General features: G+C 65.5%; 20 protein-coding genes. 11 read left to right on the top strand and 9 right to left on the bottom strand.

What is annotated here, in order from left to right; translation table 11 throughout:
• Nucleotides 1-139 precede the first annotated feature (139 nt).
• Complete coding sequence (locus V8U06_RS28350; protein WP_427143530.1) at nucleotides 140-961, bottom strand: helix-turn-helix domain-containing protein; 822 nt, start codon at nucleotides 959-961, stop codon at nucleotides 140-142.
• 64 nt (nucleotides 962-1,025) lie between these two features.
• On the opposite strand from V8U06_RS28350, the gene V8U06_RS28345 reads away from it, so the two are divergent.
• Together V8U06_RS28345 and V8U06_RS28340 are read left to right on the top strand one after the other, a co-directional pair.
• Complete coding sequence (locus V8U06_RS28345) at nucleotides 1,026-1,979, top strand: DMT family transporter (RefSeq protein WP_427143529.1); 954 nt, start codon at nucleotides 1,026-1,028, stop codon at nucleotides 1,977-1,979.
• Nucleotides 1,980-2,307: 328 nt separating this feature from the next.
• Complete coding sequence (locus tag V8U06_RS28340; RefSeq protein ID WP_226922803.1) at nucleotides 2,308-3,702, top strand: APC family permease; 1,395 nt, start codon at nucleotides 2,308-2,310, stop codon at nucleotides 3,700-3,702.
• 88 nt (nucleotides 3,703-3,790) lie between these two features.
• On the opposite strand, the gene V8U06_RS28335 is transcribed toward V8U06_RS28340, so the two are convergent.
• The 6 genes from V8U06_RS28335 to glyA are packed head-to-tail and all read right to left on the bottom strand — an operon-like array spanning nucleotide 3,791 to nucleotide 12,289.
• Nucleotides 3,791-5,173, bottom strand: coding sequence for an L-serine ammonia-lyase (locus V8U06_RS28335; protein WP_427143528.1), 1,383 nt, complete (start codon nucleotides 5,171-5,173; stop codon nucleotides 3,791-3,793).
• 50 nt (nucleotides 5,174-5,223) lie between these two features.
• Complete coding sequence (gene gcvP, locus V8U06_RS28330; protein ID WP_427143527.1) at nucleotides 5,224-8,070, bottom strand: aminomethyl-transferring glycine dehydrogenase; 2,847 nt, start codon at nucleotides 8,068-8,070, stop codon at nucleotides 5,224-5,226.
• Nucleotides 8,071-8,080: 10 nt separating this feature from the next.
• Nucleotides 8,081-8,443: a glycine cleavage system protein GcvH gene (gcvH, locus tag V8U06_RS28325; protein ID WP_427143526.1), complete on the bottom strand. Its 363-nt coding sequence runs from the start codon at nucleotides 8,441-8,443 to the stop codon at nucleotides 8,081-8,083.
• 10 nt (nucleotides 8,444-8,453) lie between these two features.
• Nucleotides 8,454-9,596, bottom strand: coding sequence for a glycine cleavage system aminomethyltransferase GcvT (gene gcvT / locus V8U06_RS28320; RefSeq protein WP_427143525.1), 1,143 nt, complete (start codon nucleotides 9,594-9,596; stop codon nucleotides 8,454-8,456).
• A gap of 40 nt (nucleotides 9,597-9,636) precedes the next feature.
• Nucleotides 9,637-11,025 carry a dihydrolipoyl dehydrogenase gene (gene lpdA, locus V8U06_RS28315; RefSeq protein ID WP_427143524.1) on the bottom strand — a complete coding sequence of 463 codons (1,389 nt, stop codon included), beginning with the start codon at nucleotides 11,023-11,025 and terminating at the stop codon, nucleotides 9,637-9,639.
• Nucleotides 11,018-12,289: a serine hydroxymethyltransferase gene (gene glyA, locus V8U06_RS28310; protein ID WP_427143523.1), complete on the bottom strand. Its 1,272-nt coding sequence runs from the start codon at nucleotides 12,287-12,289 to the stop codon at nucleotides 11,018-11,020. The genes lpdA and glyA overlap by 8 nt, the downstream gene beginning before the upstream one ends.
• A 116-nt stretch (nucleotides 12,290-12,405) precedes the next feature.
• Here glyA and V8U06_RS28305 point away from each other — a divergent pair, with 116 nt between their 5' ends.
• Entirely contained in the window at nucleotides 12,406-13,299 is an 894-nt protein-coding gene (locus V8U06_RS28305) for a LysR substrate-binding domain-containing protein (protein ID WP_427143522.1), read from the top strand.
• 28 nt (nucleotides 13,300-13,327) lie between these two features.
• Here the strand turns inward: V8U06_RS28305 and V8U06_RS28300 are convergent, their stop codons facing one another.
• Nucleotides 13,328-14,239 (bottom strand): LysR family transcriptional regulator, encoded by a 912-nt coding sequence (locus tag V8U06_RS28300; RefSeq protein ID WP_427143521.1) that lies wholly within the window; start codon nucleotides 14,237-14,239, stop codon nucleotides 13,328-13,330.
• Between the two features lie 372 nt (nucleotides 14,240-14,611).
• On the opposite strand from V8U06_RS28300, the gene V8U06_RS28295 reads away from it, so the two are divergent.
• From V8U06_RS28295 to V8U06_RS28280, 4 genes are all read left to right on the top strand, one after another.
• A complete protein-coding gene (locus V8U06_RS28295) occupies nucleotides 14,612-15,466 on the top strand; it encodes a transporter substrate-binding domain-containing protein (RefSeq protein WP_427143520.1) in 855 nt (284 codons plus the stop codon).
• A gap of 124 nt (nucleotides 15,467-15,590) precedes the next feature.
• Nucleotides 15,591-16,244: an amino acid ABC transporter permease gene (locus V8U06_RS28290; RefSeq protein ID WP_226922793.1), complete on the top strand. Its 654-nt coding sequence runs from the start codon at nucleotides 15,591-15,593 to the stop codon at nucleotides 16,242-16,244.
• A 3-nt stretch (nucleotides 16,245-16,247) separates the two neighbouring features.
• On the top strand, nucleotides 16,248-16,898 hold the full coding sequence (locus V8U06_RS28285; protein WP_226922792.1) for an amino acid ABC transporter permease: 651 nt from the start codon (nucleotides 16,248-16,250) through the stop codon (nucleotides 16,896-16,898).
• A gap of 21 nt (nucleotides 16,899-16,919) precedes the next feature.
• The gene (locus V8U06_RS28280) at nucleotides 16,920-17,750 is read left to right on the top strand and encodes an amino acid ABC transporter ATP-binding protein (RefSeq protein ID WP_305854626.1); all 831 of its coding nucleotides are present in this window, start codon (nucleotides 16,920-16,922) and stop codon (nucleotides 17,748-17,750) included.
• Nucleotides 17,751-17,810: 60 nt separating this feature from the next.
• On the opposite strand, the gene V8U06_RS28275 is transcribed toward V8U06_RS28280, so the two are convergent.
• Complete coding sequence (locus tag V8U06_RS28275; RefSeq protein WP_427143519.1) at nucleotides 17,811-18,434, bottom strand: TetR/AcrR family transcriptional regulator; 624 nt, start codon at nucleotides 18,432-18,434, stop codon at nucleotides 17,811-17,813.
• Between the two features lie 125 nt (nucleotides 18,435-18,559).
• Between V8U06_RS28275 and V8U06_RS28270 the strand changes: the two genes are divergently transcribed.
• The 4 genes from V8U06_RS28270 to V8U06_RS28255 all read left to right on the top strand — a co-directional run bounded on the left by V8U06_RS28270 (nucleotide 18,560) and on the right by V8U06_RS28255 (nucleotide 23,170).
• Nucleotides 18,560-19,525 carry a BMP family protein gene (locus V8U06_RS28270; RefSeq protein WP_226922790.1) on the top strand — a complete coding sequence of 322 codons (966 nt, stop codon included), beginning with the start codon at nucleotides 18,560-18,562 and terminating at the stop codon, nucleotides 19,523-19,525.
• A gap of 77 nt (nucleotides 19,526-19,602) precedes the next feature.
• Nucleotides 19,603-21,129 carry an ABC transporter ATP-binding protein gene (locus V8U06_RS28265; RefSeq protein ID WP_427143518.1) on the top strand — a complete coding sequence of 509 codons (1,527 nt, stop codon included), beginning with the start codon at nucleotides 19,603-19,605 and terminating at the stop codon, nucleotides 21,127-21,129.
• A complete protein-coding gene (locus tag V8U06_RS28260; RefSeq protein WP_427143517.1) occupies nucleotides 21,129-22,235 on the top strand; it encodes an ABC transporter permease in 1,107 nt (368 codons plus the stop codon). Before V8U06_RS28265 ends, V8U06_RS28260 begins: the two co-directional genes overlap by 1 nt.
• Nucleotides 22,232-23,170, top strand: coding sequence for an ABC transporter permease (locus tag V8U06_RS28255; RefSeq protein WP_226922787.1), 939 nt, complete (start codon nucleotides 22,232-22,234; stop codon nucleotides 23,168-23,170). Before V8U06_RS28260 ends, V8U06_RS28255 begins: the two co-directional genes overlap by 4 nt.
• Nucleotides 23,171-23,271: the final 101 nt, after the last annotated feature.

Raw genomic sequence — 23,271 nt, 5'->3', positions numbered from 1 at the left:
CGGCAACACCGCGCTTGCCCAGGACGACTGGGAAGAGTTCTGAGACGCTGCACAATCGACAATGGGAAAAGGAAAAGCCGGCGGAGACGCCGGCTTTTTGTCGGCCGGCACCGCGAAGGAAACCGCGCATGAACCGGTGCTATCGCGTCGACGCCCGGTAGTCGTCCGGCGTCATGCCGGTCATGCGCTTGAACATGGCGATGAAGGAAGAGGCGTTGCTGTAGCCGAGCGCAGCGGAAATGTGGTCCACCGTCCGGCGCGCCTCCAGCATCGGCATGGCCTTGACGACGCGCAGACGCTGCTTCCATTCGGCAAAGGGCATGCCGAGGTCGCGAAGGCAGCGACGGATCAGGGTTCGCTCGGCGGTGCCGCAAAGCCTTGCATGTTCGGCAAGCGAGCGGTTGTCGGCGGGATTTTCCTGAAGCCGGGCGAGAACCCGTTCGAGAACAGGATCCGTCGACCAGGGCAGATAGGTGCCGACCTTCGGCGCCGTGGCGACGAGATCGACGACCACCTCCAGGAAGCGAAGATGCGCAGCGGCCCCATGATCCGCGCCGGTGTGATCGCGCAGGTGTTCCAGCATCGCCCGCAGCAACGGGCTGACCTCCAGCGCGGTGGTTTCCTGCGGCAGGCCGGTGCAGCGCGCGGGCTCGATATAGAGCGAGCAATGGACGGCGGCATGCCGGTTGAGACCGCGATGCTCGACATGCGGCGGCAGCCAGACGGCATATTGCGGCGGCGCGAGATAATGCGCGTCGTTGAGGCTCACCTCCATCATGCCGCTGTAGGAATAGACGAATTCGCCCCACGGATGGCTGTGCCGCGGATAGGACGCGTTTTCCGGCATCTGCGCGGAGCGGAAATAGAGGGGATGAGGAAGCGCATCCCGGAACGGCACGTCGCGAAAATGCGCGACCCCGTCCGGCTTGCCGCCTGTCAGGTTTCCGATACCGACTGTCATGAAATCACTATATCGGCCATTCATGCCAAATGCTATTGCGACCTGAACAATCGGAGCGATGATTTTGGACAGCCGCAAATCCATCGATATCACGGCCGTCGGCCTCATGGTCGGCATTTGCCTCATCTGGGCCTTTCAGCCGATCGGCCTGAAATCCACATCGGTCTTCGCGGCGCCCGTTCTCCAGATCGGCCTGAGGTCCGGCATTGCCGCCGTCTGCGTCTTCGCGCTCGTCCGGCTCCGCGGGCAGTCCATGGAGATTGTCGGAAAGACGGCCGGGCTCGGCGCACTTGCCGGCCTTTTGTTCACCGTCGAGTTCTTCATGGTCGGCGAGGCCCTCAAGCACACCTCGGCCTCGCATGTCGTCGTCTTCCTCTATACGGCGCCGATCTTCGCGGCGCTCGGCCTGCATTGGAAACTGCCATCCGAGCGCCTTTCGGCGGTCCAATGGGGTGGGATCGCGGTGGCGTCGGCGGGCATCGCGCTTGCGTTCCTGACGCCGCAGGAGGGGCAAACGGCTGCAAGCCTCGGTTCCATGCTGTGGGGCGATGGGCTGGCGCTCATGTCGGGGGCGGCCTGGGGGCTGACGACGGTCCTGATCCGGACGACGCGGCTCAGCAGCATCCCCGCGACCCATGTCCTGTTCTACCAGCTGGCGATGGCTTTCATCGTCCTGACGGGCGCGGCCGTGCTTGCCGGCGAGACGACGTTCGTTCCGGCGCCTGCACTCCTCTTCAACATCGCGTTCCAGGGCTTCATCGTCTCCTTCCTCAGCTTCCTGACCTGGTTCTGGCTGCTGACCCAGTATCGTGCCTCCCAACTCGGCGTCTTCTCGTTCATGACGCCGGTGTTCGGCGTCATCCTCGGCGTGCTCGTCCTCGGCGAGCCGCTGACGTCGGAATTCGTCGCCGGCACGGCCGGCGTGCTCCTCGGCATCATCATCGTCAGCGCCTATCCGTGGATAGTGCAGCTTCGGTCGACAAGGACCCGGTCCGCGGAGCAAACGAAAGCGTCCTGAGCGCGACGCGTCGCGAGCGAATTTCCAGCCACCGGCGCGCGCCTCGACCGGGCGGGCGGTATCGTGCAGCGGCCCGTTTTCCGCGGCGCCTTTTGGCGCGTCGCAACACATCGCAACAAAATGAGAGTCCCATCACGCCCGACGTTTTCGTCGTTGACGAAGGGAATTTCCGTGACTAAAACTTTTAGTCAATAAAAAATTTAAGCAGCACAAATTTATTCAGGCCGGAATGCGCGTTCGAGCGGAGTGTCGGACGGACGCAGGCGGTGACGGCCACGGTCCGCGGATTGGGGCATCCATATCGGGTGCGCAGAGGGAGGAGTGAACGATGTCGACAAAAGTGCTGGACGGCGGGGCCGGGGTGAGCCCCGGACGTGAGACGCCGGCCGAGGGAGAGGCGCATACGCTGCGGCGGCGGCTCGAAGTATCGCATGTTGTATGCCTGGCCATGGCGGATGCGTCGCCGGCCATGGCCGTCCTGCTGCTGACGGCGGGCGTGTTCCAGGTGGGTGGGACCTTCGGCGTCGGCGCCATGCTCATCCTCAGCGTCGTCGTGGTGCTGATCGCCATGTGCCTTGGCGAGCTCGCCTCGACATATCCGTCGACGGGCGGCTCCTATTCCATGGTGCGCAGCGCCCTGCCGGAGCCGCTGGCCTGGATCACGCTCTTCAATTTCGTCACGCAGGGCATCGTCATTCCGGCATCGCTGCTTCTGGGGATTCCGATCTTCCTCAAGAACATGCTGCCGTGGATCACCGTGCCCAACGAGGTGATCGCCTTCGTGCTGCTGGCCATTTCCGGCGCCATCGCCATCACCAAGGTCGAAATCGGCGCGAAGGTGAACATCGCCATTCTCGTCGTGCAGCTGGTCGTCGTCGGGCTTATCGTGCTGGCGGCCATCGTCGCCCCGGTGCAGAATCCCATCGATATCGTCTTCCATCCGGTCGTGCTGGAAAATGGCCAGCTCGTGCCGCTGACGCTCGGCATCGCGCTGGCGACGCTCGCCCCCGCCTTCAACGTGCTGAACGGCTACGATGCCGTGTGCGGTTTCGTCGAGGAGCTGAAAGGCGGCGCACACGATGTCGGCAAAGCCGTGATCTATGCGGCGATCCTTGCCTCCATCCTCATCACCATCCCGCTCTTTGCCGGGGTCATCGCCGCGCCGGATCTCGTCGCCTTCCTGCAATCGGACGCGCCGATCGTTTCGGCGGTTGAGAGCGCGCTCGGTCCGTGGGCCAGCACGATCGTCAATATCGGCGTCATCGCGGCGCTCTTCAACGCGGCCCTGACGCTGCAGATGTACTTCGCCCGCGGTGTCTTCGCCTCGGCGCGCGACGGTCTCTGGCCGCCGGCGATCGGCAACAAGCTTGCCGAGCTGAACCGCTTCCGCTCGCCGGGCTGGGGCGTTGCCGCGCTGCTCGTGCCCTCGGTCTTCCTGATCATGATGTCCAGCCTCGATTGGCTCATCATGTTCGCGGGCACCATGATCGCGACCGTCTATTTCTTCGTCGGGATCGCCGCCTTCTGGAGCCGCATTTCCCAGAAGCATGTCCATCGCCCCTTCAAGATGCCGTTCTGGCCGCTGCCGCCCATCATCGTCGTCGGTTTCACCGGCTATGCCCTGGTGACGCAGACCACGGACTTCCTGATCGGCGAGTTGGTGCTGGCCGGTATCGCCGTCGCCCTCTGGGCGCTGTCGAAGCTCTGGCGCAAGACCGCCTGAGCGCCAAGCCTGATCCGAAACGAAAAACCCGCCGCTGGATCAGCGGCGGGTTTTTGTTATTCCCATGAGGATCGGGACGCAGACGGTCTCAGCACTCCGGCAGATTGACGGCAAGGCCGCCGATCGACGTCTCCTTGTATTTTTCAGCCATGTCCTGCCCGGTCTGGCGCATCGTCTCGATGCAATTGTCGAGCGGCATGAAATGCTGCCCGTCGCCGCGCAGCGCAAGGCTCGCCGCCGAGACGGCCTTGATGGCGCCGAGCCCGTTGCGCTCGATGCAGGGCACCTGCACGAGCCCCGCCACCGGATCGCAGGTCATGCCGAGGTGATGTTCGAGCGCGATTTCCGCGGCGTTCTCGATCTGCTCATTGCTGCCGCCGAGTGCGGCGCACAGCCCGGCGGCGGCCATGGCCGCGGCCGAGCCGACCTCGGCCTGGCAGCCGCATTCCGCGCCGGAAATGGAGGCACGATGCTTGATCAAGCCGCCAATGGCGGCCGCCGTCAGGAGAAATTGCCGCGCCCCTTCCGCACTCGCCCCGATGCAATGGTCGCGGTAGTACCGCAGCACCGCAGGCACCACGCCGGCCGCACCGTTGGTCGGCGCCGTCACGACGCGCCCGCCGGCCGCATTCTCCTCGTTGACCGCCATGGCATAGACGAGCAGCCAGTCGGTGGCCGCATGTGGCTGTGCCTGGTTGCTGCCCCGTTCGCTCAGCAATTGCTGGTACAGGCCGCGGGCGCGACGCCGCACGGAGAGGCCCCCGGGCAGGATCCCGTCCTGCCGAAGGCCGCGGTCGAGGCAATCGTCCATCGCGGCCTGCAACTGCTCCAGTCTCGGCTCCAGGTCGGCGCCGTGGCGGACGCGTTCGTTCGCCGTCTTCATCGCGGCGATCGTGCGGCCGGCGCTTCGCCCCATCTGCAGCATTTCGACGGCGGACGTGAAGGGATAGGGCACGGCATCCGTGGCGGTGTCCCGGGAAGCCGGCGCGCCGGAAAGTTCGTCTTCGTTGACGACGAAGCCGCCGCCGATCGAGTACCAGACCTGCCGCAGCAGGATGTCTCCGGCAGGACCGAGCGCCGTGAAGACCATGCCGTTGGCATGGCCGGGCAAGGGCGGCCCGTAATCGAAGACGAGATCGGCGCCGGGATCGAAGCCGATGGGACCGACGCCCGGCACGGCAAGGCGCCGTGTGTCCTGCAATTGCGCCACGAGCGCTTCCGCCTGATCGGGATCGAGCGTTTCGGGAAGGAACCCCAGCAGCCCGAGAAACACGGCGCGGTCGGTCGCATGACCCTTGCCGGTGAAGGCAAGGGAGCCGTGCAGGGAAACGGTCAACCGGACGCATGCCGCCCGGTCGGGGAGAGTGGAAAGGGCGCCGAGAAAGCGCGCCGCGGCGACCATCGGTCCCATCGTGTGCGAGGAGGACGGACCGACGCCGATCTTGAAGATGTCGAAAACGGAAAGAAACATGGAGGGTTTCCTGACGGATCGCCCCCGGCGGCAGGCCGGGGGCGATCATCTCACTCGGCAGCTTCCGCGTAGCTTTCCAGCGGCGGGCAGCTGCAGATCAGGTTGCGGTCGCCATGCACGTTGTCGATCCGGTTGACCGGAGGCCAGTATTTGTCCGTGCGGAAGGAGCCTGCCGGGAAGCAGGCGGCCTCGCGGCTGTAGGGGCGGTTCCACTCCCCGACGAGATCTTCCACCGTGTGCGGCGCGCGCTTCAGCGGATTGTCGTCGGCGTCGAGCGTGCCCGCGGCAATCGCCTCGGCTTCGGCGGCAATGCCGAGCATTGCGGCGATGAAGCGGTCGAGCTCGGCCTTGGGCTCGCTTTCGGTCGGTTCCACCATCAGCGTGCCGGCGACGGGCCAGCTCATGGTCGGCGCGTGGAAGCCGCAGTCGACAAGGCGCTTGGCGATGTCGTCGACGCTGACGCCGGCCCGCTCCTTCAGAACCCGCGTGTCGAGGATGCATTCATGCGCGACATGACCGGCCGCCGAGGCGTAGAGGATCGGATAGGCCGAGGACAGCCGCCGGGCGATGTAATTGGCGTTGAGGATCGCGGTCTTGGTGGCCTGGGTCAGGCCCTCGCCGCCCATCAGCAGGCAATAGGCCCAGGAGATGAGCAGGACCGAGGCCGAACCGAAGGTGGCGGAGGAGACGGCGAAGTCACCCGCCGCCGGATTGCCCGGCAGATGCGGCACGAGATGCGCCTTGACGCCGATCGGCCCCATGCCGGGACCACCGCCGCCATGCGGGATCGCGAAGGTCTTGTGCAGGTTGAGATGGCTGACGTCGCCGCCGATATCGCCGGGCCGTGCAAGGCCGACCATGGCGTTCATGTTCGCACCGTCGATATAGACCTGACCGCCATGGGCATGGGTGATGGTGCAGATCTCGCGCACGGTGGTCTCGAAGACACCGTGGGTCGAGGGATAGGTGATCATGCAGGCGGCGAGGTTTTCGGCGTGAAGCTCGGCCTTGGCGCGGAAGTCCGCGACGTCGATATTGCCGTCGGCCGCAACCCCGACGACGACCACCTTCATGCCGGCCATCTGCGCGGAGGCCGGATTGGTGCCATGCGCGGAGGTCGGAATCAGGCAGACGTCGCGATGGCCTTCACCGCGCGCCGCGTGGTAGCGGCGGATCGCCAGCAGGCCGGCATATTCGCCCTGCGCGCCGGAATTGGGCTGCATGGAAAAGCCGTCATAGCCGGTGATCTGGCAGAGCTTCGCCTCGAGGTCAGTCAGCATCTCGGCATAGCCTTCGGCCTGGTCGGCGGGCGCGTAGGGATGCAGGTTGGCGAATTCCGGCCAGCTCAGCGCCATCATTTCGGCGGTGGCATTGAGCTTCATGGTGCAGGAACCGAGCGGGATCATCGCACGGTCGAGCGCGAGGTCTCGGTCGGCGAGGCGGCGCATGTAGCGCGTCATCTCGGCTTCCGCACGGTTCATGTGGAAGACCGGGTGGGTCATGAAGGCGGAGGTGCGCAGCAGCGCCTCGGGCAGGCGGTATTCATGCGTGAGCACGTCGTCGGCCATGCCGCCGCCGAAGGCGCGCCAGATCGCCTCGGTGTGGCTGCGCCGGGTCGTTTCGTCGAAGGCGATGCCGATCCGCGTCTCGCCTACCGGGCGAAGGTTGATGCCCTCGCGCAGCGCGGCTGCGAGGATGGCGTCGCGGCGCGGGCCGCATTCCACGGAGATCGTGTCGAAGAAGGTCTTCGGCGCGACATCGAAGCCGAGGGTTTCCAGTCCCTTGACCAGCCGCACCATCTTGCGATGGATGCGTTCGGCGACGGCGCGCAGGCCATCAGGGCCGTGGAAGACGCCATACATCGAGGCCATGACGGCGAGCAGCGCCTGGGCGGTGCAGACATTCGACGTCGCCTTTTCGCGGCGGATGTGCTGCTCGCGCGTCTGCAGCGACAGGCGGTAGGCGCGGTTGCCGCGGGCATCGATCGAGACGCCGACGATGCGGCCCGGCATGGAGCGCGTGAGGTTCGAGCGCACCGCCATATAGGCCGCGTGCGGTCCGCCATAGCCCATCGGCACGCCGAAACGCTGGCTGGAGCCGATGGCGATATCGGCGCCCATCTCACCCGGTGGCTTGAGCAGCGCCAGCGCCAGCGGGTCGGCGGCGACGGCAGCGAGCGCCCCGGCCTGCTTCAGGGCGGCGATTGGGCCGGTGAAGTCCTGCACGTGGCCATAGGTGCCGGGATACTGGAACAGCGCGCCGAAGACTTTCGACGGGTCGAGATCGGTGAAGGGATCGCCGACGATCACCTCCCAGCCGAGCGGTTCGGCGCGGGTCGCGACGACGGCAATGGTCTGCGGGTGGCAATGATGGTCGACGAAGAAGGCGCGCGCCTTGCTGCGCGACGCGCGCTCGCACAGGGCCATCGCCTCGGCGGCGGCGGTGCCTTCGTCGAGCAGCGAGGCATTGGCGACGTCGAGCCCGGTGAGGTCGGCCATCATGGTCTGATAGTTGAGCAACGCTTCCAGCCGGCCCTGGCTGATTTCCGGCTGGTAGGGCGTGTAGGCGGTGTACCAGGCCGGGTTCTCGAAGATGTTGCGCTGGATCGCCGGCGGCGTGACGGTGCCGTGGTATCCCTGTCCGATGAAGCTGGCATTGGGCGTGTTCCTCGCCGCAACGGATCGCAGGCGCTCCAGCACGCCGCGCTCCGACAGCGCCTTGCCCCAGGCGAGCGGGCGCGTCTGCCGGATGTCGGCGGGAACGATGGCGTCGATGAAGGCGTCGAGGCTCTCGGCGCCGACCGCGTCCAGCATGTCGGCCATTTCGCGCGGGGAGGGGCCGATATGACGGCGGTTCGCGAAGTCGTAGGGGGCGTAGCCCGTGGGTGTGTAGCTCATGGGTGTCTCCTCAACCGACCAGCGCCAGATAGGCCGCTTCGTCCATCAGCGCCGCGGCATCATCCGGATTGGCAAGGCGAAGCTTGAAGAACCAGCCTTCGCCTTGGGGCGCCCTGTTGATCAGGGAGGGGTCGGAGAGGATGTCCTCGTTGACCGCGACGATCTCGCCCGCCAGCGGGCAATAGACGTCGGAGGCAGCCTTGACGGATTCCACGGTCGATGCGGCGCCGCCCTTCTCCAGCACGGCGCCGACCTCGGGCAGGTCGACGAAGACGAGGTCGCCGAGCTGCTCGGCGGCGTGCCGGGTTATGCCGACGGTCGCGACATCGCCCTCGATCTTCAGCCATTCGTGGTCTTCGGTGAATTTCAGCATGACGGGTTCCTCAGGTGCGCTTGTAGCGCTGGGTGATGAAGGGAAGGGACGAGACGGAGACGGGAAGGCGCTTGCCGCGCACTTCGGCAAACAGCGGCGTCCCGGCGGCGGCAAGGGCGGTGGGGACATAGCCCAGGGCGACCGGCGCATTGACGGTGGGGCCGAAGCCGCCCGACGTCACCTGTCCGATAAGCTCGCCGCCGGTCTCGGCGGCGAAAAGCAGCGCGCCTTCGCGGATCGGCGCGCGGCCTTCGGGCCGCAACCCGACACGACGGCGCGCCGCACCGGCATCCAGTTCCGCAAGGACGATATCGGCGCCGGGAAAGCCGCCGGCGCGCGCGCCGCCGTTGCGGCGCACCTTCTGGATCGCCCATTCGAGGGCGCCTTGCGCTGGCGTGGTCGCGGCGTCAATGTCGTGGCCGTAGAGACAAAGGCCCGATTCCAGCCGCAGGCTGTCGCGCGCGCCAAGCCCGACCGGGCGGACCCGCGCATCGGCCAGCAGCGCCTCGGCGAGCGCCACGGCCCGGTAGGCGGGAACCGAAATCTCGTAGCCGTCCTCGCCGGTATAGCCGGCACGCGCCACGATGCAGCGGGCGCCGGCGAGCGTGACGTCGGCGACCTCCATGAAGCGCATGGCCGCCACCTCGGGCGCAAGGACGCAAAGCGCCGCTTCGGCCTCGGGGCCTTGCAGGGCGATCAGGGCGCGGTCGGTGATTTCCTCGATCGCGCAGTCGCCGGCCAGATGCCGGCGCAGATGGGCGATGTCCGCGGCCTTGCAGGCGGCATTGACGACGAGGAACATGTGGTCGCCGCGATTGGCGATCATCAGGTCGTCGAGGATGCCGCCGTCATCGGCGGTGAACAGGCCGTAGCGCTGGCGTCCGGGTTTCAGGCCGAGCACGTCCACCGGCACCAGCCGTTCGAGCGCCAGCGCTGCATCCTCGATCCGGCCGGACTTCGGGCGCAGGATGACCTGTCCCATATGGCTGACATCGAAAAGCCCGGCCGCGGCGCGGCAATGCAGGTGCTCCTTCAGCACACCGTCCGGGAACTGGACCGGCATCTCGTATCCGGCGAAGGGCACCATCTTGCCGCCATGCGCGATGTTGAAGGCGGTGAGCGGCGTTTGCCGCAGGTCGTCTGGCAAGGTCATGGAAAGGCTCCGATAAAAGCGCGAAACGGTTCGGGGGGCGTCAGTCCGGGCGACGGGCGGCAAGGGCGGCGGCGCAGGCCTCCTTCACCGCTTCGCCCATGCCGGGATGGGCGTGGGACGTCGTGACGATGTCGGTCAGGGTCGCGCCGAGCCGGAGCGCCAGGACAAGCTCCTGCAGGAGTTCGCCGGCGCCGTGGCCGAGGATATGCGCGCCGAGGACCCGCCCGGTCTCGGCGCAGGCGATCACCTTGACGAAGCCATCCGTGGCGCCGATGGCGCGGGCGCGACCGTTCGCCAGGAAGCTCACCTTGCCGGCGAGAACCGCGCGGCCGGCGGCCGCCGCATCCTCTTCCGTCAGGCCGACGCCTGCGATCTCGGGCGCCGTATAGACCACGCCCGGCACCAGGCCATAGTCGGGTGCGCCATGCGGCTTGCCGGCAAGCGCGTCGATGCAGGCGGCGGCGTCCTCTTCCGCCTTGTGGGCGAGCATCGGTCCGGGCACGACATCGCCGATGGCGAGGATGCCGGGCACGCTGGTGCGGAACGCGGCATCCACCGCGATGAAGCCGCGCGCGTCGCGCTGGACACCCAAAGTCTCAAGCCCGAGCCCGCCGGTGTACGGCCGCCGGCCGATGGCAACCAGCACGGCGTCGGCTTCCAGCGTCTCCCTATTGCCGGAGGCGCGGTTTTCGATTTCGACAGCGACCGTCTCGTCCGCGTGGGCGACAGACGTGACCGCCGTGTTCAGCTTGAAGCCGATGCCGTGGCGGGCGAGAAGCCGCTGGGCATTCTTGGCAAGCTCGCCATCGATGCCGGGCAGGATGCGGTCGAGATATTCGATCACCGTCACCTTGGCGCCGAGGCGCGACCAGATCTGGCCGAGCTCAAGGCCGATGACGCCGGCGCCCACGACCACCAGCCGCTCCGGTACCGTCTCCAGCGACAGCGCGCCGGTGGAGGAGAGGACGCGTTTCTCGTCGAAGGGCACGCCGGGCAGGGCGGCGGGCTTGGAACCGGTGGCGATCAGGATATGCCGTGCGGCGATGGTCCGCCCATCCACCACGACCTGACCCGGCGCGGCAATGGTTGCGCGCCCCTGGATGAAGTCCACGCCCGCCTTCTTGAACAGGAAGGCGATCCCCTTGGTGAGATCGGAAACCACGCGGTCCTTGCGCGCCATCATGCGCGTGAGGTCGAAGCGCGGGGCCTGCATTTCGATGCCGTGGTCGGCAAGCGTCTTCAGTTCGGCCCAGTGTTCGGTGGACGACAGCAGCGCCTTCGACGGGATACAGCCGACATTCAGGCAGGTGCCCCCGGCGGTGGCGCGTTCGTCGATGCAGGCCACCCGCATGCCGGCTTGCGCGGCGCGCAGGGCGGCGACATAGCCGCCCGGTCCCGCGCCGATGACGACAAGGTCGAAATCAGACATTCGCCTTGCCTCCATAGATCGGGAAGGCGCGGCAGAGCGCGGAGACCTTCTGGTGCACGGCCTCTTCGACGGATGCGTCGGGGCCGTTGCGCAGGCTGTCCAGCACGTCGCCGATCAGGTGGCCGATCTGCCGGAACTCCTCGGGGCCGAAGCCGCGCGAGCAGCCGGCGGCCGTGCCGAGGCGGATGCCGGAGGTGACGGTCGGCTTTTCCGGGTCGCCCGGCACGCCGTTCTTGTTGCAGGTGATGCCCGCGCGCTCCAGCGCGTCGGCCGCTTCGTTGCCCTTGAGGCCGAGCGGACGCAGGTCCACCAGCATCAGGTGATTGTCGGTGCCGCCCGAGACGATGGCCGCGCCGCGCGTGACGAGAACTTCGGCGAGCGCCTTGGCGCTGGCGACGACCCGCCCGGCATAGTCGGTGAAGTCGGGTTGCAGGGCTTCCTCGAAAGCGACGGCCTTGGCGGCGATGACATGCATCAGCGGGCCGCCCTGAAGGCCGGGGAAAACCGCCGCGTTGATCTTCCTGGCGATCGCCTCGTCATTGGTGAGGATGATGCCGCCGCGCGGACCGCGCAGCGTCTTGTGCGTCGTGGACGTCACCACATGGGCATGCGGCATCGGGCTCGGATGATGACCGGTGGCGACGAGGCCGGCGATATGGGCCATGTCGACCATCAGGAGGGCGCCGACGCTGTCGGCAATCGCCCGGAAGCGGGCGAAATCGATGACGCGGGAATAGGCCGAGGCGCCGGCGATGATCAGCTTCGGCCGTTCGGCCCCGGCCAGCGATGCGACCTGCTCGTAGTCGATCGTCCCCTCCGCCGTCAGGCCGTAGGTGATGGCGCGGAACCACTTGCCGGACAGCGCCGGCCGGGCGCCGTGGGTGAGATGGCCGCCGGCATCCAGCGACATGCCGAGAATGGTTTCGCCCGGCTGGAGCAGCGCCAGCATCACCGCACCATTCGCCTGCGCGCCGGAATGGGGCTGCACATTGGCGAATTCGGCGCCGAAAAGCCGCTTGACGCGGTCGATGGCGAGCTGTTCGACCACGTCCACCTCGCCGCAGCCGCCATAGTAGCGCTTGCCCGGATAGCCTTCCGCATATTTGTTGGTCAGCACCGAACCCTGCGCCGCCATGACCCGCAGGCTGGCATGGTTTTCCGAGGCGATCAGTTCGATCTCGCCCTCCTGGCGACGGCCCTCGGCCTGAATGGCCGCCCAGAGGGCCGGGTCGAAAACGGAAAGCGGGGTGGTGCCGTCGGTCATGTTTTTCTCCTCCAGATGACGATGCGCAGCGCGGGCTGGCCGATCTTTTGCGGGAGGATACCGAAGGACGAGCATTGTTGAACTTCATAGTTCTTATGCTAGCATGAGGATCATTTATGATAGGATTGGCCGTGCGCAACATTCCGACAGACCTCATGCGCAGCTTCGTCAAGGCAATCGACGGCGGCAGTTTCACGCGCGCAGCCGAAATGGTCGGGCGCACGCAATCGGCCGTCAGCCTCCAGATCAAGCGGCTGGAGGACGTGGTCGGCGTGCGGCTGTTCCAGCGCGACGCCCACAATCTGCAGCTCACCGCGCAGGGGCGCACCTTCGCGCAATATGCCCGCCGCATGCTGGCCCTGAACGACGAGGTGCTGGCCCTGATGCAGAGCCCGGACGTGTCGGGCCGGGTGCGGCTCGGCGCGCCGAGCGAATATACCGACTCCCTCCTGCCACGCCTCCTGGGCCGCTTCGCGCAGGCCCATCCCAATGTCATGCTGGAAGTGACCAGCGACCTCAGCAAGAACCTGCTCTCCCGCCAGCAGAACGGCGAGTTCGACCTGGTCATCGCCCTGCACGACGACATCCAGGGTGGGGGTGGCAAGCCCGTCCATACCGAACCGTTGATCTGGTTCACCAGCGCGGATCATTTCGGACATATGCAAAGCCCGCTTCCGCTGGTGCTGGCGCCGCCGCCCTGTGTCTACCGTCGGCGCATGCTCCAGCAGTTGAACCGGGAGACGAAGCCCTGCCGGATCGCCTATCTCAGCTCCAGCCACAGCGCCGTGCTTGCGGCGGTCAGGGCCGGGCTCGGCGTCACCGCCATGGCGCAGAGTACCGTGCCGGACGATGTCCGGCCCTTGGGGGCGGCGGATGGTCTTTCCCCGCTCGGCCATCTCGATGTGCGCCTGCACCGTCGGGCAACCGCGGAATCGGAAGAGGCGATCGATTATCTCGAGACCTACATCGCCGAGCATCTCGGCCAGGCGGGTAGCGTCGGCGCCGGGTAAGCCCCCGCTGCGGCGCCTTCACGCCGCATCACGCAATGGCTTTTTCAAGAACGCAGCGCCGCGTGAGCTCCTTGATGAAGAGCCGCTGGATCGACGAAATCCTCTGATCCAGCTTCGATACGATGACGAGCGGCGATGCATAGCGTTGCGCAGGCGTGCTCAACCGCCGCATCTGCCCGCTGTCTTCCCAGCGCTTGGCGAAATGTTCGGGAAGGTAGCCGATCACGCGGCCGCTCAGGATCAGGATGGCCTGCGCCTCCATGGTGGAGGACTGGATGCGGACCTGCGCGTCCGGATAGAAGTCGATCTCGGCCTTGTTGGCATAGGACCGCACGATGAAATCGTGGCGCGCGATGGCTTCGCTCGTCAACGCCGCCCGATCGACGTGAAACAACGGGTGATGATGGCTGCAATAAAGCGAGTGCATCTCGTGATAGAACAGGCGCTCGCGGAAGTCCGGGCCGATGCGCATCGGCGGCGTCAGGGCGATGTCGATGCCGTCCTTCGACAGTTCGCTCATCAGCGCCTGCGGATGCGTCACGAGAAGCTCGATCTTGGCGTCCTTCACTTGACGCAGGCAGGCATCCATGACCGCGTCGATGGGCAGCTTCGGGTCGCTGATCGTGTTGTCGACGACGCCGACGCGCAGCGTTCCGACGATCTCCTTGCGCAATTCGCCGAGCCGGCCTTCGAAATTCGAAACGGCGGCGACGAGGCTGTTGGAGGCCTCGAAAACCTCCCGGCCTTTCTCCGTGAGCTGCAAGCCGCGCCGGCCGCGACGGCACAGTTCGAAGCCGACGCGCTCCTCCAGCGCCTTGAGATGAAACGACAGCGTCGACTGGCTCATCCCAAGGGCAATCTGGGCGCCGGCGAAACCGCCGTTTTCGATGATGGAACGGAACACGGCGAGGCCGCGAAGATCGGAGGGCGAGAACCGCATACCCATCTCTCCCTGAAAGCGGAATGCATCGATCCTATCGATTTATTTGCGGAAAGGAAGCGGCGCCTCCAGGCATCCGGCGTGCCGTTGCCGCCACCGGGACGGAGACAGCAGTCGTCCATCTTCGCTGCATGCGCCGGCCGAGGCGTCTTTGAAGGAAACTTCGAAATTATCGAAACATACATCGTAAAGTCGGTGTTGATCGATGCATGCGGCCACGTAAGCTGCCGGTCACCGTCGGCGATCTGGGAGGATGCGGCCCCGGCGGATAACCGAAATCCGATCATCCAGGGCGCCGCCCTGCAGCCATCCGGCGAAGCATCGCCGGAAACGACGGCGCGCGCCAACGGGATCGATCCATTGGGAGGGAACATGAAATCCATCATTCGCACCTGTGCCTCGGCGCTCGTTGTCGCCGCCTGGTCCCTAGGCACCGCCGGCCTTGCCGACGCGGCCGATCTGCTGCAGCAGATCAAGGACAAGGGAGAGATCGTCATCGGAACCGAGGCGCGTTATCCGCCGTTCGAATTCGTCGAGGATGGCAAGGTCGTCGGCTTCAGCGTCGATCTCTTCGAGGCGGTCATGAAGGGCCTGCCGGACGTCAAGGTCGAGCGGCTGGATCTGCCCTTCCAGGGCCTGCTTCCCGGTCTCCAGACCCTCAAGTTCGACGCGATCGTGACATCGGTCGCGGTCAACAAGAAGCGCTACGAGACCTATCGCCTATCGCTGCCGATCGCCGATGCGACCGTGACCTTCGTCAAGCGCAAGGGAGACGAGTCGCTGACGAAGGCGGAGGACCTGAGCGGCCGGATCGTCGGCTCGCAGGCCGGATCGGCCCAGCTCAAGAGCACGCAGGACCTGTCGGCCGCGCTTGAGGCGAAAGGCCTGGCGCCCCTTCAGGAGATCCAGACCTATGTCGATTTCAACGAGGCCTATGCGGATCTCGGCGCCGGACGCATCGATGCAGTGGTGAATTCCCTGCCGAACCTGCTCTATCTGCAATCGCAGCGTGGCGACGCCTTCGAAACCGCATCGACGACGTTCGGACCGGCCGCCTATTTCAGCTGGGCCTTCCGCAAGGACGAGGACAGCAAGCCGCTGGCCGACTTCATCGACGACCGCCTGCGCGCCCTTTCCGAAGACGGAACGGTCAAGCGGCTCCAGGAAAAGTGGTTCGGCTCCGCGACGGCCTTGCCGACCGACGCGCTCCCCGAGCCGCAAGGCTGACGCCGGAGGGGAGAGGGCAGGACATGCCGTCTCCCCGACCTTTCCGGACCCGGCCGCATCCTGCGCTTCGGCGCGGGATGCGGGGATCTACTTCCAGCACGGTCAACCAGCGAAGGTGAGCCAGATGGCAGCCCTTTCCCTTATCTATGACAGTCTGCCGATGCTGCTGTGGGGCGCCGGCATCACCATGCTCGTGTCGGGCGTGGCCATCGTTCTCGGCATGCCGCTTGCGCTCCTTCTGTGTTTCGGCCTGACATCCTCGCGTCCCTGGATACGCGGCCTGTCGCTTGTCTATCAAAGCGCCTGGCGCGGAACGCCGATCCTCGTGCAGCTGCTCATCATCTACTATCTGCTGCCCGTCTTCGGCCTCAACGTGCCGCCGATCCTGGCCGCCATCGTCGCCCTGACCCTCAACACGGTGGCCTTCCAGGCCGACATTTTCCGCGGCGGGCTTCTCGTGGTGCCGCGTGGGCAGATGGAGGCCGCGCGCATGGTCGGCATCCGCAAATGGGCCGCCCGCCGGCGCATCTTGATACCCCAGATGTTCCGGCTGGTGATCCCCTCGCTCGTCAACGAGACCATCAGCATCCTCAAGAACTCCTCGCTGGTCTCGGTCATCGCGGTGACGGAACTGATGCGGGTGAGCCAGCAGATCGTGGCGACGACATACAGGCCGTTCGAGATCTACATCGCCGCCGCGGTCATCTACATCGCCATCAATTTCCTCCTGTCGCTGACCGGTCGCGCCGTCGAACAGCGCCTTGCGCAAGGAGCCTGACCCATGAGCGGAATACTCGAACAGTGGCGCCAGTATGCGCCCATGCTTCTGGAAGGCCTGGCGACGACCGCCTGGATCTGTGCCCTTGCCACCCTCATCGGCCTTGCGGTCGGGCTCCTCCTGGCCTGTCTGGCCATGGCGGGTCCCGCACCCGTGCGGCGTGGCGTGCGCATCTATGTCGAGATCATGCGCGGTCTGCCGATCCTGATCCTTCTCTTCGTTCTCTACTACGGCGGGCCGAGCATCGGTTTGCGCCTGAAAGCCGAAACCGTTGGCGTGCTCGGCCTCGGCTTCTACGGGGCAGCCTATTTCGCGGAGATCTTCCGGTCAGGCTTCCTGTCGATCCCGAAAGGGCAGGTCGAAGCCGCCCGGATGGCGGGCCTTTCCGCCGGCCAGATCGTCCGGCACATCAAGCTGCCGCAGATGCTGGTCGTCATCACGCCGCCGATGGTCAACCAGATCATCATTCTCATCAAGGAATCGGCGGTCCTCTCCGTCATCACTGTCGCCGAACTGACCAAGAACACGGGCCAGTTCGTCAACGAAACCTACACCGTCATCGGCCCCTACCTCGCGGCCGCCCTGCTTTACTGGCTGCTGGTCGAAGCGGTCGCCGTGCTGGGCAGGCTCGTCGAGCGCAGGGTCAGGTTCTAAATAACGATCAGGATATGCAAGATGAAGCGTGCAGCCCCCCAGCCTATTATCAAGATCGACAACCTGATGAAGAGCTACGGCGCATTCACGGCCCTGTCGGGAATTTCGCTCGACATCAATCCGTCGGAAGTTGTCTGCATCATCGGCCCCTCCGGATCGGGCAAGAGCACGCTGCTGCGCTGCACCGCCTTCCTGGAGGAATATACGGGCGGTGAAATCGAGATCGAAGGGCAGCTTCTGGGATACCGCAGGACGGACAACGGCCTGGTGCGCGAGAGCGAGCGGAATATCGACGCGGTGCGGCGCAATGTCGGGATGGTATTCCAGCACTTCAACCTGTGGCCGCACATGACGATCCTCGACAATGTCACGCTCGGACCGCGCCTTGCCAAGGGCGTTGCGCCTGAAAAGGCTGAGGTCCAGGGCCGGGCGGCGCTGGCGAAGGTCGGCCTTGCCGACTTCGCGCATCGCTATCCGGGCCAGCTGTCCGGTGGCCAGCAGCAGCGCGTCGGCATTGCGCGGGCGCTCGCCATGGAGCCGCATGTCATCCTCTTCGACGAACCCACCTCGGCGCTCGACCCCCAACTGGTCGGCGAGGTCCTTGACACGATGAAGGATCTGGCCAGCCAGGGCATCACCATGGTCGTCGTCACGCATGAAATGGGTTTCGCAGCCCAGGTCGCCGACAGGGTGGTGTTCATGGACCGGGGCCGGGTGGTGGAAGAGGGCGCGCCGGGCAAGCTCTTCAACCGGCCGGAAAGCGCAAGGCTGCGCGAATTTCTCGATACCTGGCAGCAGCGCAATCAGCTCTTTCGGCCGGATGGGGCGGAACTGGAGAGTGCCGCCGGTTAGGCGGCGCCGCCATGCGGCGGCCTTTGCACTTCAACTATCAAAGGATAGCTGATGACCCGATCACGGTGTGCCGAAGAGGCTCCTGAGCGCTGTCAGGTCGCTGCGCAGGCGGCTGTCGATATCGTCGTCGTCGCGGTTGTCATCGGCGATGAACTGGAAGAAGCGGATGTTCTGCAGCGAGAACAGGCAGTCGGCCAGCGCGGCACTGTCGACGGCTTCCGGCACGAGGCTTCGCGCCTGGAAATCGACGATCATCGCGCGCATCAGGTCGACGAGAACGCGGTCCAGTTCGAGATAGGTCCGGCCGAAATCGCTGCTGCCTTCCTGGATGCTCGCGGACAGAACCTCGCGCCAGGTCGACTTGGCGAGGTAGCGCATGGCGTGGCGACGCAGGATCTGGCCGAAGGTGGCGACGGCGTCGATGATATCCGTCGGCTTCTGCGCGATCATGGCCTTGAGCTGGCGGATCAGCAGCTGGTCGCTTTCGCTGACGAGCGCGAGCAGGAGACCGGCCTTGCTGTCGAAATAGTTGTAGACGGTGACGGCGGAAACGTCGGCGTCCTTGGCGATCAGCTCGATCGTGGTCAGCGCATAGCCATCCGTCTGGAATCGAGCCTTTGCGACTTCCAGGATACGCTCCCGACGATTTGCTTTCTGCCGTTCTCTCAGTCCCATCAAGGCCATGCCACCCGTCCGCCTCCCTCCATGGCTTTTGCCCCCGATTTCCCGGATGCGCAACCAAAATTGGTGTTGACAAGATTTTTTAGTGACATAAACTTTTTATGCTCTAAAAATTAGGGGAACCAACCATGAGCATTTCCAGACGTTCTTTCTGCTTGCTGGCAACGGCGACGGTTTTGACGGGCTTTGCCCTGTCCGCGCCGGCCTTTGCCGAAAACCCCAAGGTCGCGATCGTCCTGCCGGGCGTGAAGACGGACAAGTCGTTCAACCAGGCGGGTTACGAAGGCGTGGAACACGCCGCCAAGGAACTCGGCTTCGAATTCGCCTATAGCGAGAAGGTCGCCCAGCCCGACCAGCCCGAAGCGCTCGCCGACTATGCCCGGCGCGGCTATTCCGTGGTCATCGGCCATGGCGGCGAATTCCAGGATTCGGTCGCGAAGGTCGCGTCCCGCTTTCCCGACACCAAGTTCGTCGTCGTGAACGGCACCGAGCCGGGCGGCAATGTCGCCGTCATGAGCTTCGACTTCCCGGCGCTCGGCTATGTCATGGGCTATGTGGCCGGCAAGGTGTCCGAGACCGGCAAGGGCGGCTATATCGGCGCGCAAAAACTGAAATTCTACGTCGATCTCGGCAATGGCTATGCCAAGGGCTTCAAGGCCGCCCGCCCGGACGGCGAGGTCCTGACCGCCTGGACGAACGACTGGGACGACGTCGCCAAGGGCAAGGAAGCCGCCCTCAACGAAATCAGCCAGGGCGCGGACGTCATCTTCCCCTCCATGGACAATGCCGTCGTCGGCAGTCTTCAGGGCGTGAAGGAGAAGGGCAAGAAGGCGATCGGCATCTATTACGACGCCATTTCCGACTGGCCGGACACCGTCGTGCAGTCCGCCATCTTCGACATGCGGGGCGCGCTGCTGACCACGCTGACCGAGGCGAAGGAAGGCCGTCTGGAAGGCAAGGCCTATATCTATGGCCTGGAAACGCCGAAGGCGACCCGCATCGGCACCTACCACGCCTCCGTCCCGGCCGCCGTGCAGGACGAAGCCGCCGCGATCATCGAAAAGATCAAGGCCGGCGAGATCGACGTCCACTAGGACACCGCGCTTTCGCGCGGGGAGGGCGTTCCTCCTCGCGCAACCCTTCGCCACTCGCAAGAATCCTGGATTGTGCCATGACTGCGCAAGGACTTCGGCTGGAAAAAATCACCAAGACGTTCGGCGACTTCAAGGCGCTCGACGACGTCGACCTGACGATCGCGCAGGGCACCGTGCACGCCATTCTCGGTGAGAACGGTGCAGGCAAGACGACGCTGATGAACATCCTCTACGGGCTCTACCAGCCCGACGGGGGCCGCATTCTCCTCGATGGCGTGCCGCAGCGGATTGCCTCGCCGCGCAAGGCGATGGATCTCGGCATCGGCATGATCCACCAGCACCTGATGCTGGTGGAAACGCTGACGGTCGTCGAGAACGTGGTGCTCGGCCTGCCGGGGCAGGGCCTGCGGCTTTCCCTCGACGACCATGCACGCCGGCTGGCGGCGCTGGCCGACAGCTTCGGCTTCGATATCGATCCGCACCAGGAGGTGTGGAAGCTGCCGATGGGCATGCGCCAGCGGGTGGAAATCCTCAAGGTGCTCTATCGCGATGCCCGTCTCATCATTCTGGACGAGCCGACCAGCGTGCTGGCGCCCAACGAGGTGGAAGGCTTCCTCGAGGGGCTTCGCCGGCTGCGGGCCGCGGGCAAGACCGTCATCTTCATCAGCCACAAGCTCGACGAGGTGGCGGCGGTCGCCGACCGGGTCACGGTGCTGCGCCGCGGCGCGGTGTCTGCCGACCTTCCCATGGAAGGGGCGACCCCGCGTGAAATGGCGCGCATGATGGTCGGGCGCGATGTCGTTCTCACCACGCTTGAAAAATCCCCGCTGACATCGGACACCGTTCTCCTGCGGGTGCGGGACGTAAAGGCGCGCGACACCCGCGGCAACCAGGCGCTCAAGGGCGTCTCCTTCGATCTGAGGGCAGGGGAAATCCTCGGTGTCGCCGGTGTCGACGGCAATGGCCAGGCCGAGCTTGCCGAGGTCCTGACGGGTCTGCGCAGCGCCGAAAGCGGTGCCGTGGAACTGGGCGGCGAGGATATCACGGCCGCAGGCGTTTCCGATCGCCGGCATCGGCTCGGCATCTCCTTCGTGCCGGAGGATCGTCATGGCACGGGTCTCGTCCTCGACTTCCCGGTCTACCAGAACGCCATGATCCGCGATTTCCGGGAGGATGCCTTTTCCTCCGGCCCGATGCTGCGGACCGCCAATGCGAAGGCCGTGACGGCGGACTGGGTGCAGCGTTACGACGTGCGCCTGCAATCGGTCGATCAGGCGATCCGGTTTCTCTCCGGCGGCAACCAGCAGAAGCTGATCTTCGCCCGCGAGGTCGAGTGCCGGCCGCGGCTGCTGGTGATCATGCAGCCCTGCAAGGGGCTCGATGTCGGCGCGATAGAGGCCGTGCACCGCACCGTCATCGCCGAGCGTGAGCGCGGCACGGCGATCCTCTACATCTCCACGGAGCTGGAGCACATTCTGAGCGTCTGCGATCGCGTAGCAGTCATGTGCGCGGGGCGGATTACCGGCATCATTTCCCCGGAAGAGGCGACGGCCGAACGTGTCGGCGCGCTCCTTGGCGGACTTGCAGAGGCGGAGGTGGCGTGATGCTGCGAGCCATCCAGTATTTCTATATGTTGCGCCCGGTCTGGGCCGTACTCCTCGCCCTGCTTGCGGGCGCGGGACTGATCGCCGTTGCAGGCGTCAATCCGTGGGATGCCTATGGCGCCCTCTTCGGCGGCGCCTTCCTCGACTATTACGGCCTTGCCAGCACGCTGGCGAAGATGTCGCCGATCCTGCTCGCGGGACTGGCCGTCATCGTGCCGCTTCGGGTCGGTCTGCTCAATATCGGGGCGGAAGGCCAGATCTATATGGGCGGGCTGTTCTCCTCGATGGCAGCCCTGCTGCTGCCGGACATGTCGCCCTACCTGCAGGTGCCGCTCTGCGTCATCGCCGGCGCCCTGGGCGGCGGTCTTTGGGGCATGATCCCCGGCTACCTCAAGGCCTATCGCGGTATCAACGAGGTCATCATCACCATTCTCCTCAATTTCATCGCCATCAACCTGGTGAGCTATGTTGCCGGTGGGCCGATGATGCAGGAGGGCGCGCCCTATCCCTATTCGGAAGAAATCCGCGAAGGGCTCTGGCTGCCCTACATCATGCCGCAGACCGATGCGCATCTCGGCGTTCTCGTCGGCATTGCTCTCTGCCTCGTGGCCTGGTTCGTCTTCCGCTTCACCACGGTCGGCTTCGGCCTCGGCATGATCGGCAAGAACCCGACCGCCGCCACCTATGCCGGCCTGCATGTGCGGCGCAACGTGGTCGCGGTGATGTTCGTCGCCGGCGCGATCGGCGGGCTCGCCGGCACCTTCGAGGTGCTCGGCCTCAAGCATCGCCTCTACCACCTGTTCTCGCCGGGCTACGGTTTCGACGGCATCGTCGTCGCCTTCCTCGCGCAGCTCTCGCCGCTGATGGCGCCGATCTCCGCCTTCTTCCTCAGCGGCCTCAAGGTCGGCGGTCTCATCATGCAGCGCGCCGTGGGGCTCGAGAGCACCGTCGTCGAGGCGATCCAGGGCCTCGTCATCATCTTCGTCGCGGCAAGCCTTGCCTTCCGTTTCGACCGGGGCAACTGGCGCCGCTTCCTCGAACGGCGCAGGCTGCTGGATGCCGGCCTCGCGCAGGGTGCAACGAACCATGTCGGAGGCAAGCCATGACCCTGCTCGGTGATATGTCGGCTCTGGTGGATTTTCTCTCCACCGTTCTCAGATTGTCGATCCCCATCGTCTTCGCCGCGCTCGGCGGCGTGCTTTCGGAGCGGGCGGGCGTGTTCAACGTTTCGCTGGAGGGCTGCATTCTCGGCGGCGCCTTCGGCGCGGCGACGGGAGCCTATCTTACGGGAACGCCCGTCGGCGGCCTTCTCGTCGGCCTTCTCGCCGCCGCCGCCATCGGCTGCATCCTTGCCGGACTTGCGGTGAGCCTCGGCATCAACCAGCTCGTCACGGGCATCGCGATCAACATCCTGGTGCTCGGCCTGACATCCTATCTGGCGCGCCTCATCCTCGGGGCCGACGCGACCTCGACCCTGCCGGGCTTCACGCCGCTGGCAATCCCCGTCCTCTCGGCCATTCCCGTCGTCGGGCCGGTCCTCTTCAACCAGGATCCTCTGGCCTACGCGATGTATCTCGCCGTTCCGCTGACCTACTGGTTCCTGTACCGCACCCCCTGGGGGCTGATCGTGCGCGCCATCGGCGATTACCCGATCGCCGCCGATACGGTGGGCGTCAGCGTTCCGGCGGTGCGTGCGCTCTGCGTCATCGCAAGCTGCGTCCTCGGCGGGCTCGGCGGCTGCTATCTCGTGCTCTGCCAGGTCTTCGTCTTCACCGAGAACATGAGCGCGGGCAAGGGTTGGATCGCGCTCGCGGCGGTGATCCTCGGCCGCTGGAACCCGGCGCTCGTCTTTGCCGCCTGCATCTTCTTCGCCTTTTCGGAAGCCTTGCAACTGCGCCTGCAGTTCAACAATCCGGACGTGCCCTACCAGCTCTTCTCGATGGTGCCGTTCCTGGCGTCCTTCGTCGCACTCGTCGTCTTCGCCGGCCGCGTGCGGCCGCCGGCCGCCATCGGCATCAAATACATCAGGGGCGGAAAATAACCGTCCTTTCCTCTTCACCCAGCAGAAATGGAATGAAAATGACCAGCAATTCGTACGAGACCGGACGTTTGAACCTGCCGTTTGTCGGCATCTGCACCTTC

This window comes from Shinella sp. G-2 (assembly GCF_050172695.1).
Classification (GTDB): Bacteria; Pseudomonadota; Alphaproteobacteria; order Rhizobiales; family Rhizobiaceae; genus Shinella.
The sequence above is the reverse complement of the archived record's forward strand: the minus strand, read 5'-3'. Positions and strand labels throughout refer to the sequence as shown.

Bases quoted from the DNA above. Each gene is read 5' to 3' on its own strand.
- V8U06_RS28295 (WP_427143520.1), top strand. From the start codon at position 14,612: ATGAAATCCATCATTCGCACCTGTGCCTCGGCGCTCGTTGTCGCCGCC.
- V8U06_RS28255 (WP_226922787.1), top strand. From the start codon at position 22,232: ATGACCCTGCTCGGTGATATGTCGGCTCTGGTGGATTTTCTCTCCACC.
- gcvT (WP_427143525.1), bottom strand. From the start codon at position 9,596: ATGACCTTGCCAGACGACCTGCGGCAAACGCCGCTCACCGCCTTCAAC.
- V8U06_RS28350 (WP_427143530.1), bottom strand. From the start codon at position 961: ATGACAGTCGGTATCGGAAACCTGACAGGCGGCAAGCCGGACGGGGTC.
- V8U06_RS28300 (WP_427143521.1), bottom strand. From the start codon at position 14,239: ATGCGGTTCTCGCCCTCCGATCTTCGCGGCCTCGCCGTGTTCCGTTCC.
- V8U06_RS28340 (WP_226922803.1), top strand. From the start codon at position 2,308: ATGTCGACAAAAGTGCTGGACGGCGGGGCCGGGGTGAGCCCCGGACGT.
- V8U06_RS28260 (WP_427143517.1), top strand. From the start codon at position 21,129: ATGCTGCGAGCCATCCAGTATTTCTATATGTTGCGCCCGGTCTGGGCC.
- glyA (WP_427143523.1), bottom strand. From the start codon at position 12,289: ATGACCGACGGCACCACCCCGCTTTCCGTTTTCGACCCGGCCCTCTGG.
- V8U06_RS28270 (WP_226922790.1), top strand. From the start codon at position 18,560: ATGAGCATTTCCAGACGTTCTTTCTGCTTGCTGGCAACGGCGACGGTT.
- V8U06_RS28290 (WP_226922793.1), top strand. From the start codon at position 15,591: ATGGCAGCCCTTTCCCTTATCTATGACAGTCTGCCGATGCTGCTGTGG.
- lpdA (WP_427143524.1), bottom strand. From the start codon at position 11,025: ATGTCTGATTTCGACCTTGTCGTCATCGGCGCGGGACCGGGCGGCTAT.
- V8U06_RS28335 (WP_427143528.1), bottom strand. From the start codon at position 5,173: ATGTTTCTTTCCGTTTTCGACATCTTCAAGATCGGCGTCGGTCCGTCC.
- V8U06_RS28305 (WP_427143522.1), top strand. From the start codon at position 12,406: ATGATAGGATTGGCCGTGCGCAACATTCCGACAGACCTCATGCGCAGC.
- gcvH (WP_427143526.1), bottom strand. From the start codon at position 8,443: ATGCTGAAATTCACCGAAGACCACGAATGGCTGAAGATCGAGGGCGAT.
- V8U06_RS28265 (WP_427143518.1), top strand. From the start codon at position 19,603: ATGACTGCGCAAGGACTTCGGCTGGAAAAAATCACCAAGACGTTCGGC.
- V8U06_RS28280 (WP_305854626.1), top strand. From the start codon at position 16,920: ATGAAGCGTGCAGCCCCCCAGCCTATTATCAAGATCGACAACCTGATG.
- V8U06_RS28275 (WP_427143519.1), bottom strand. From the start codon at position 18,434: ATGGCCTTGATGGGACTGAGAGAACGGCAGAAAGCAAATCGTCGGGAG.
- V8U06_RS28285 (WP_226922792.1), top strand. From the start codon at position 16,248: ATGAGCGGAATACTCGAACAGTGGCGCCAGTATGCGCCCATGCTTCTG.
- gcvP (WP_427143527.1), bottom strand. From the start codon at position 8,070: ATGAGCTACACACCCACGGGCTACGCCCCCTACGACTTCGCGAACCGC.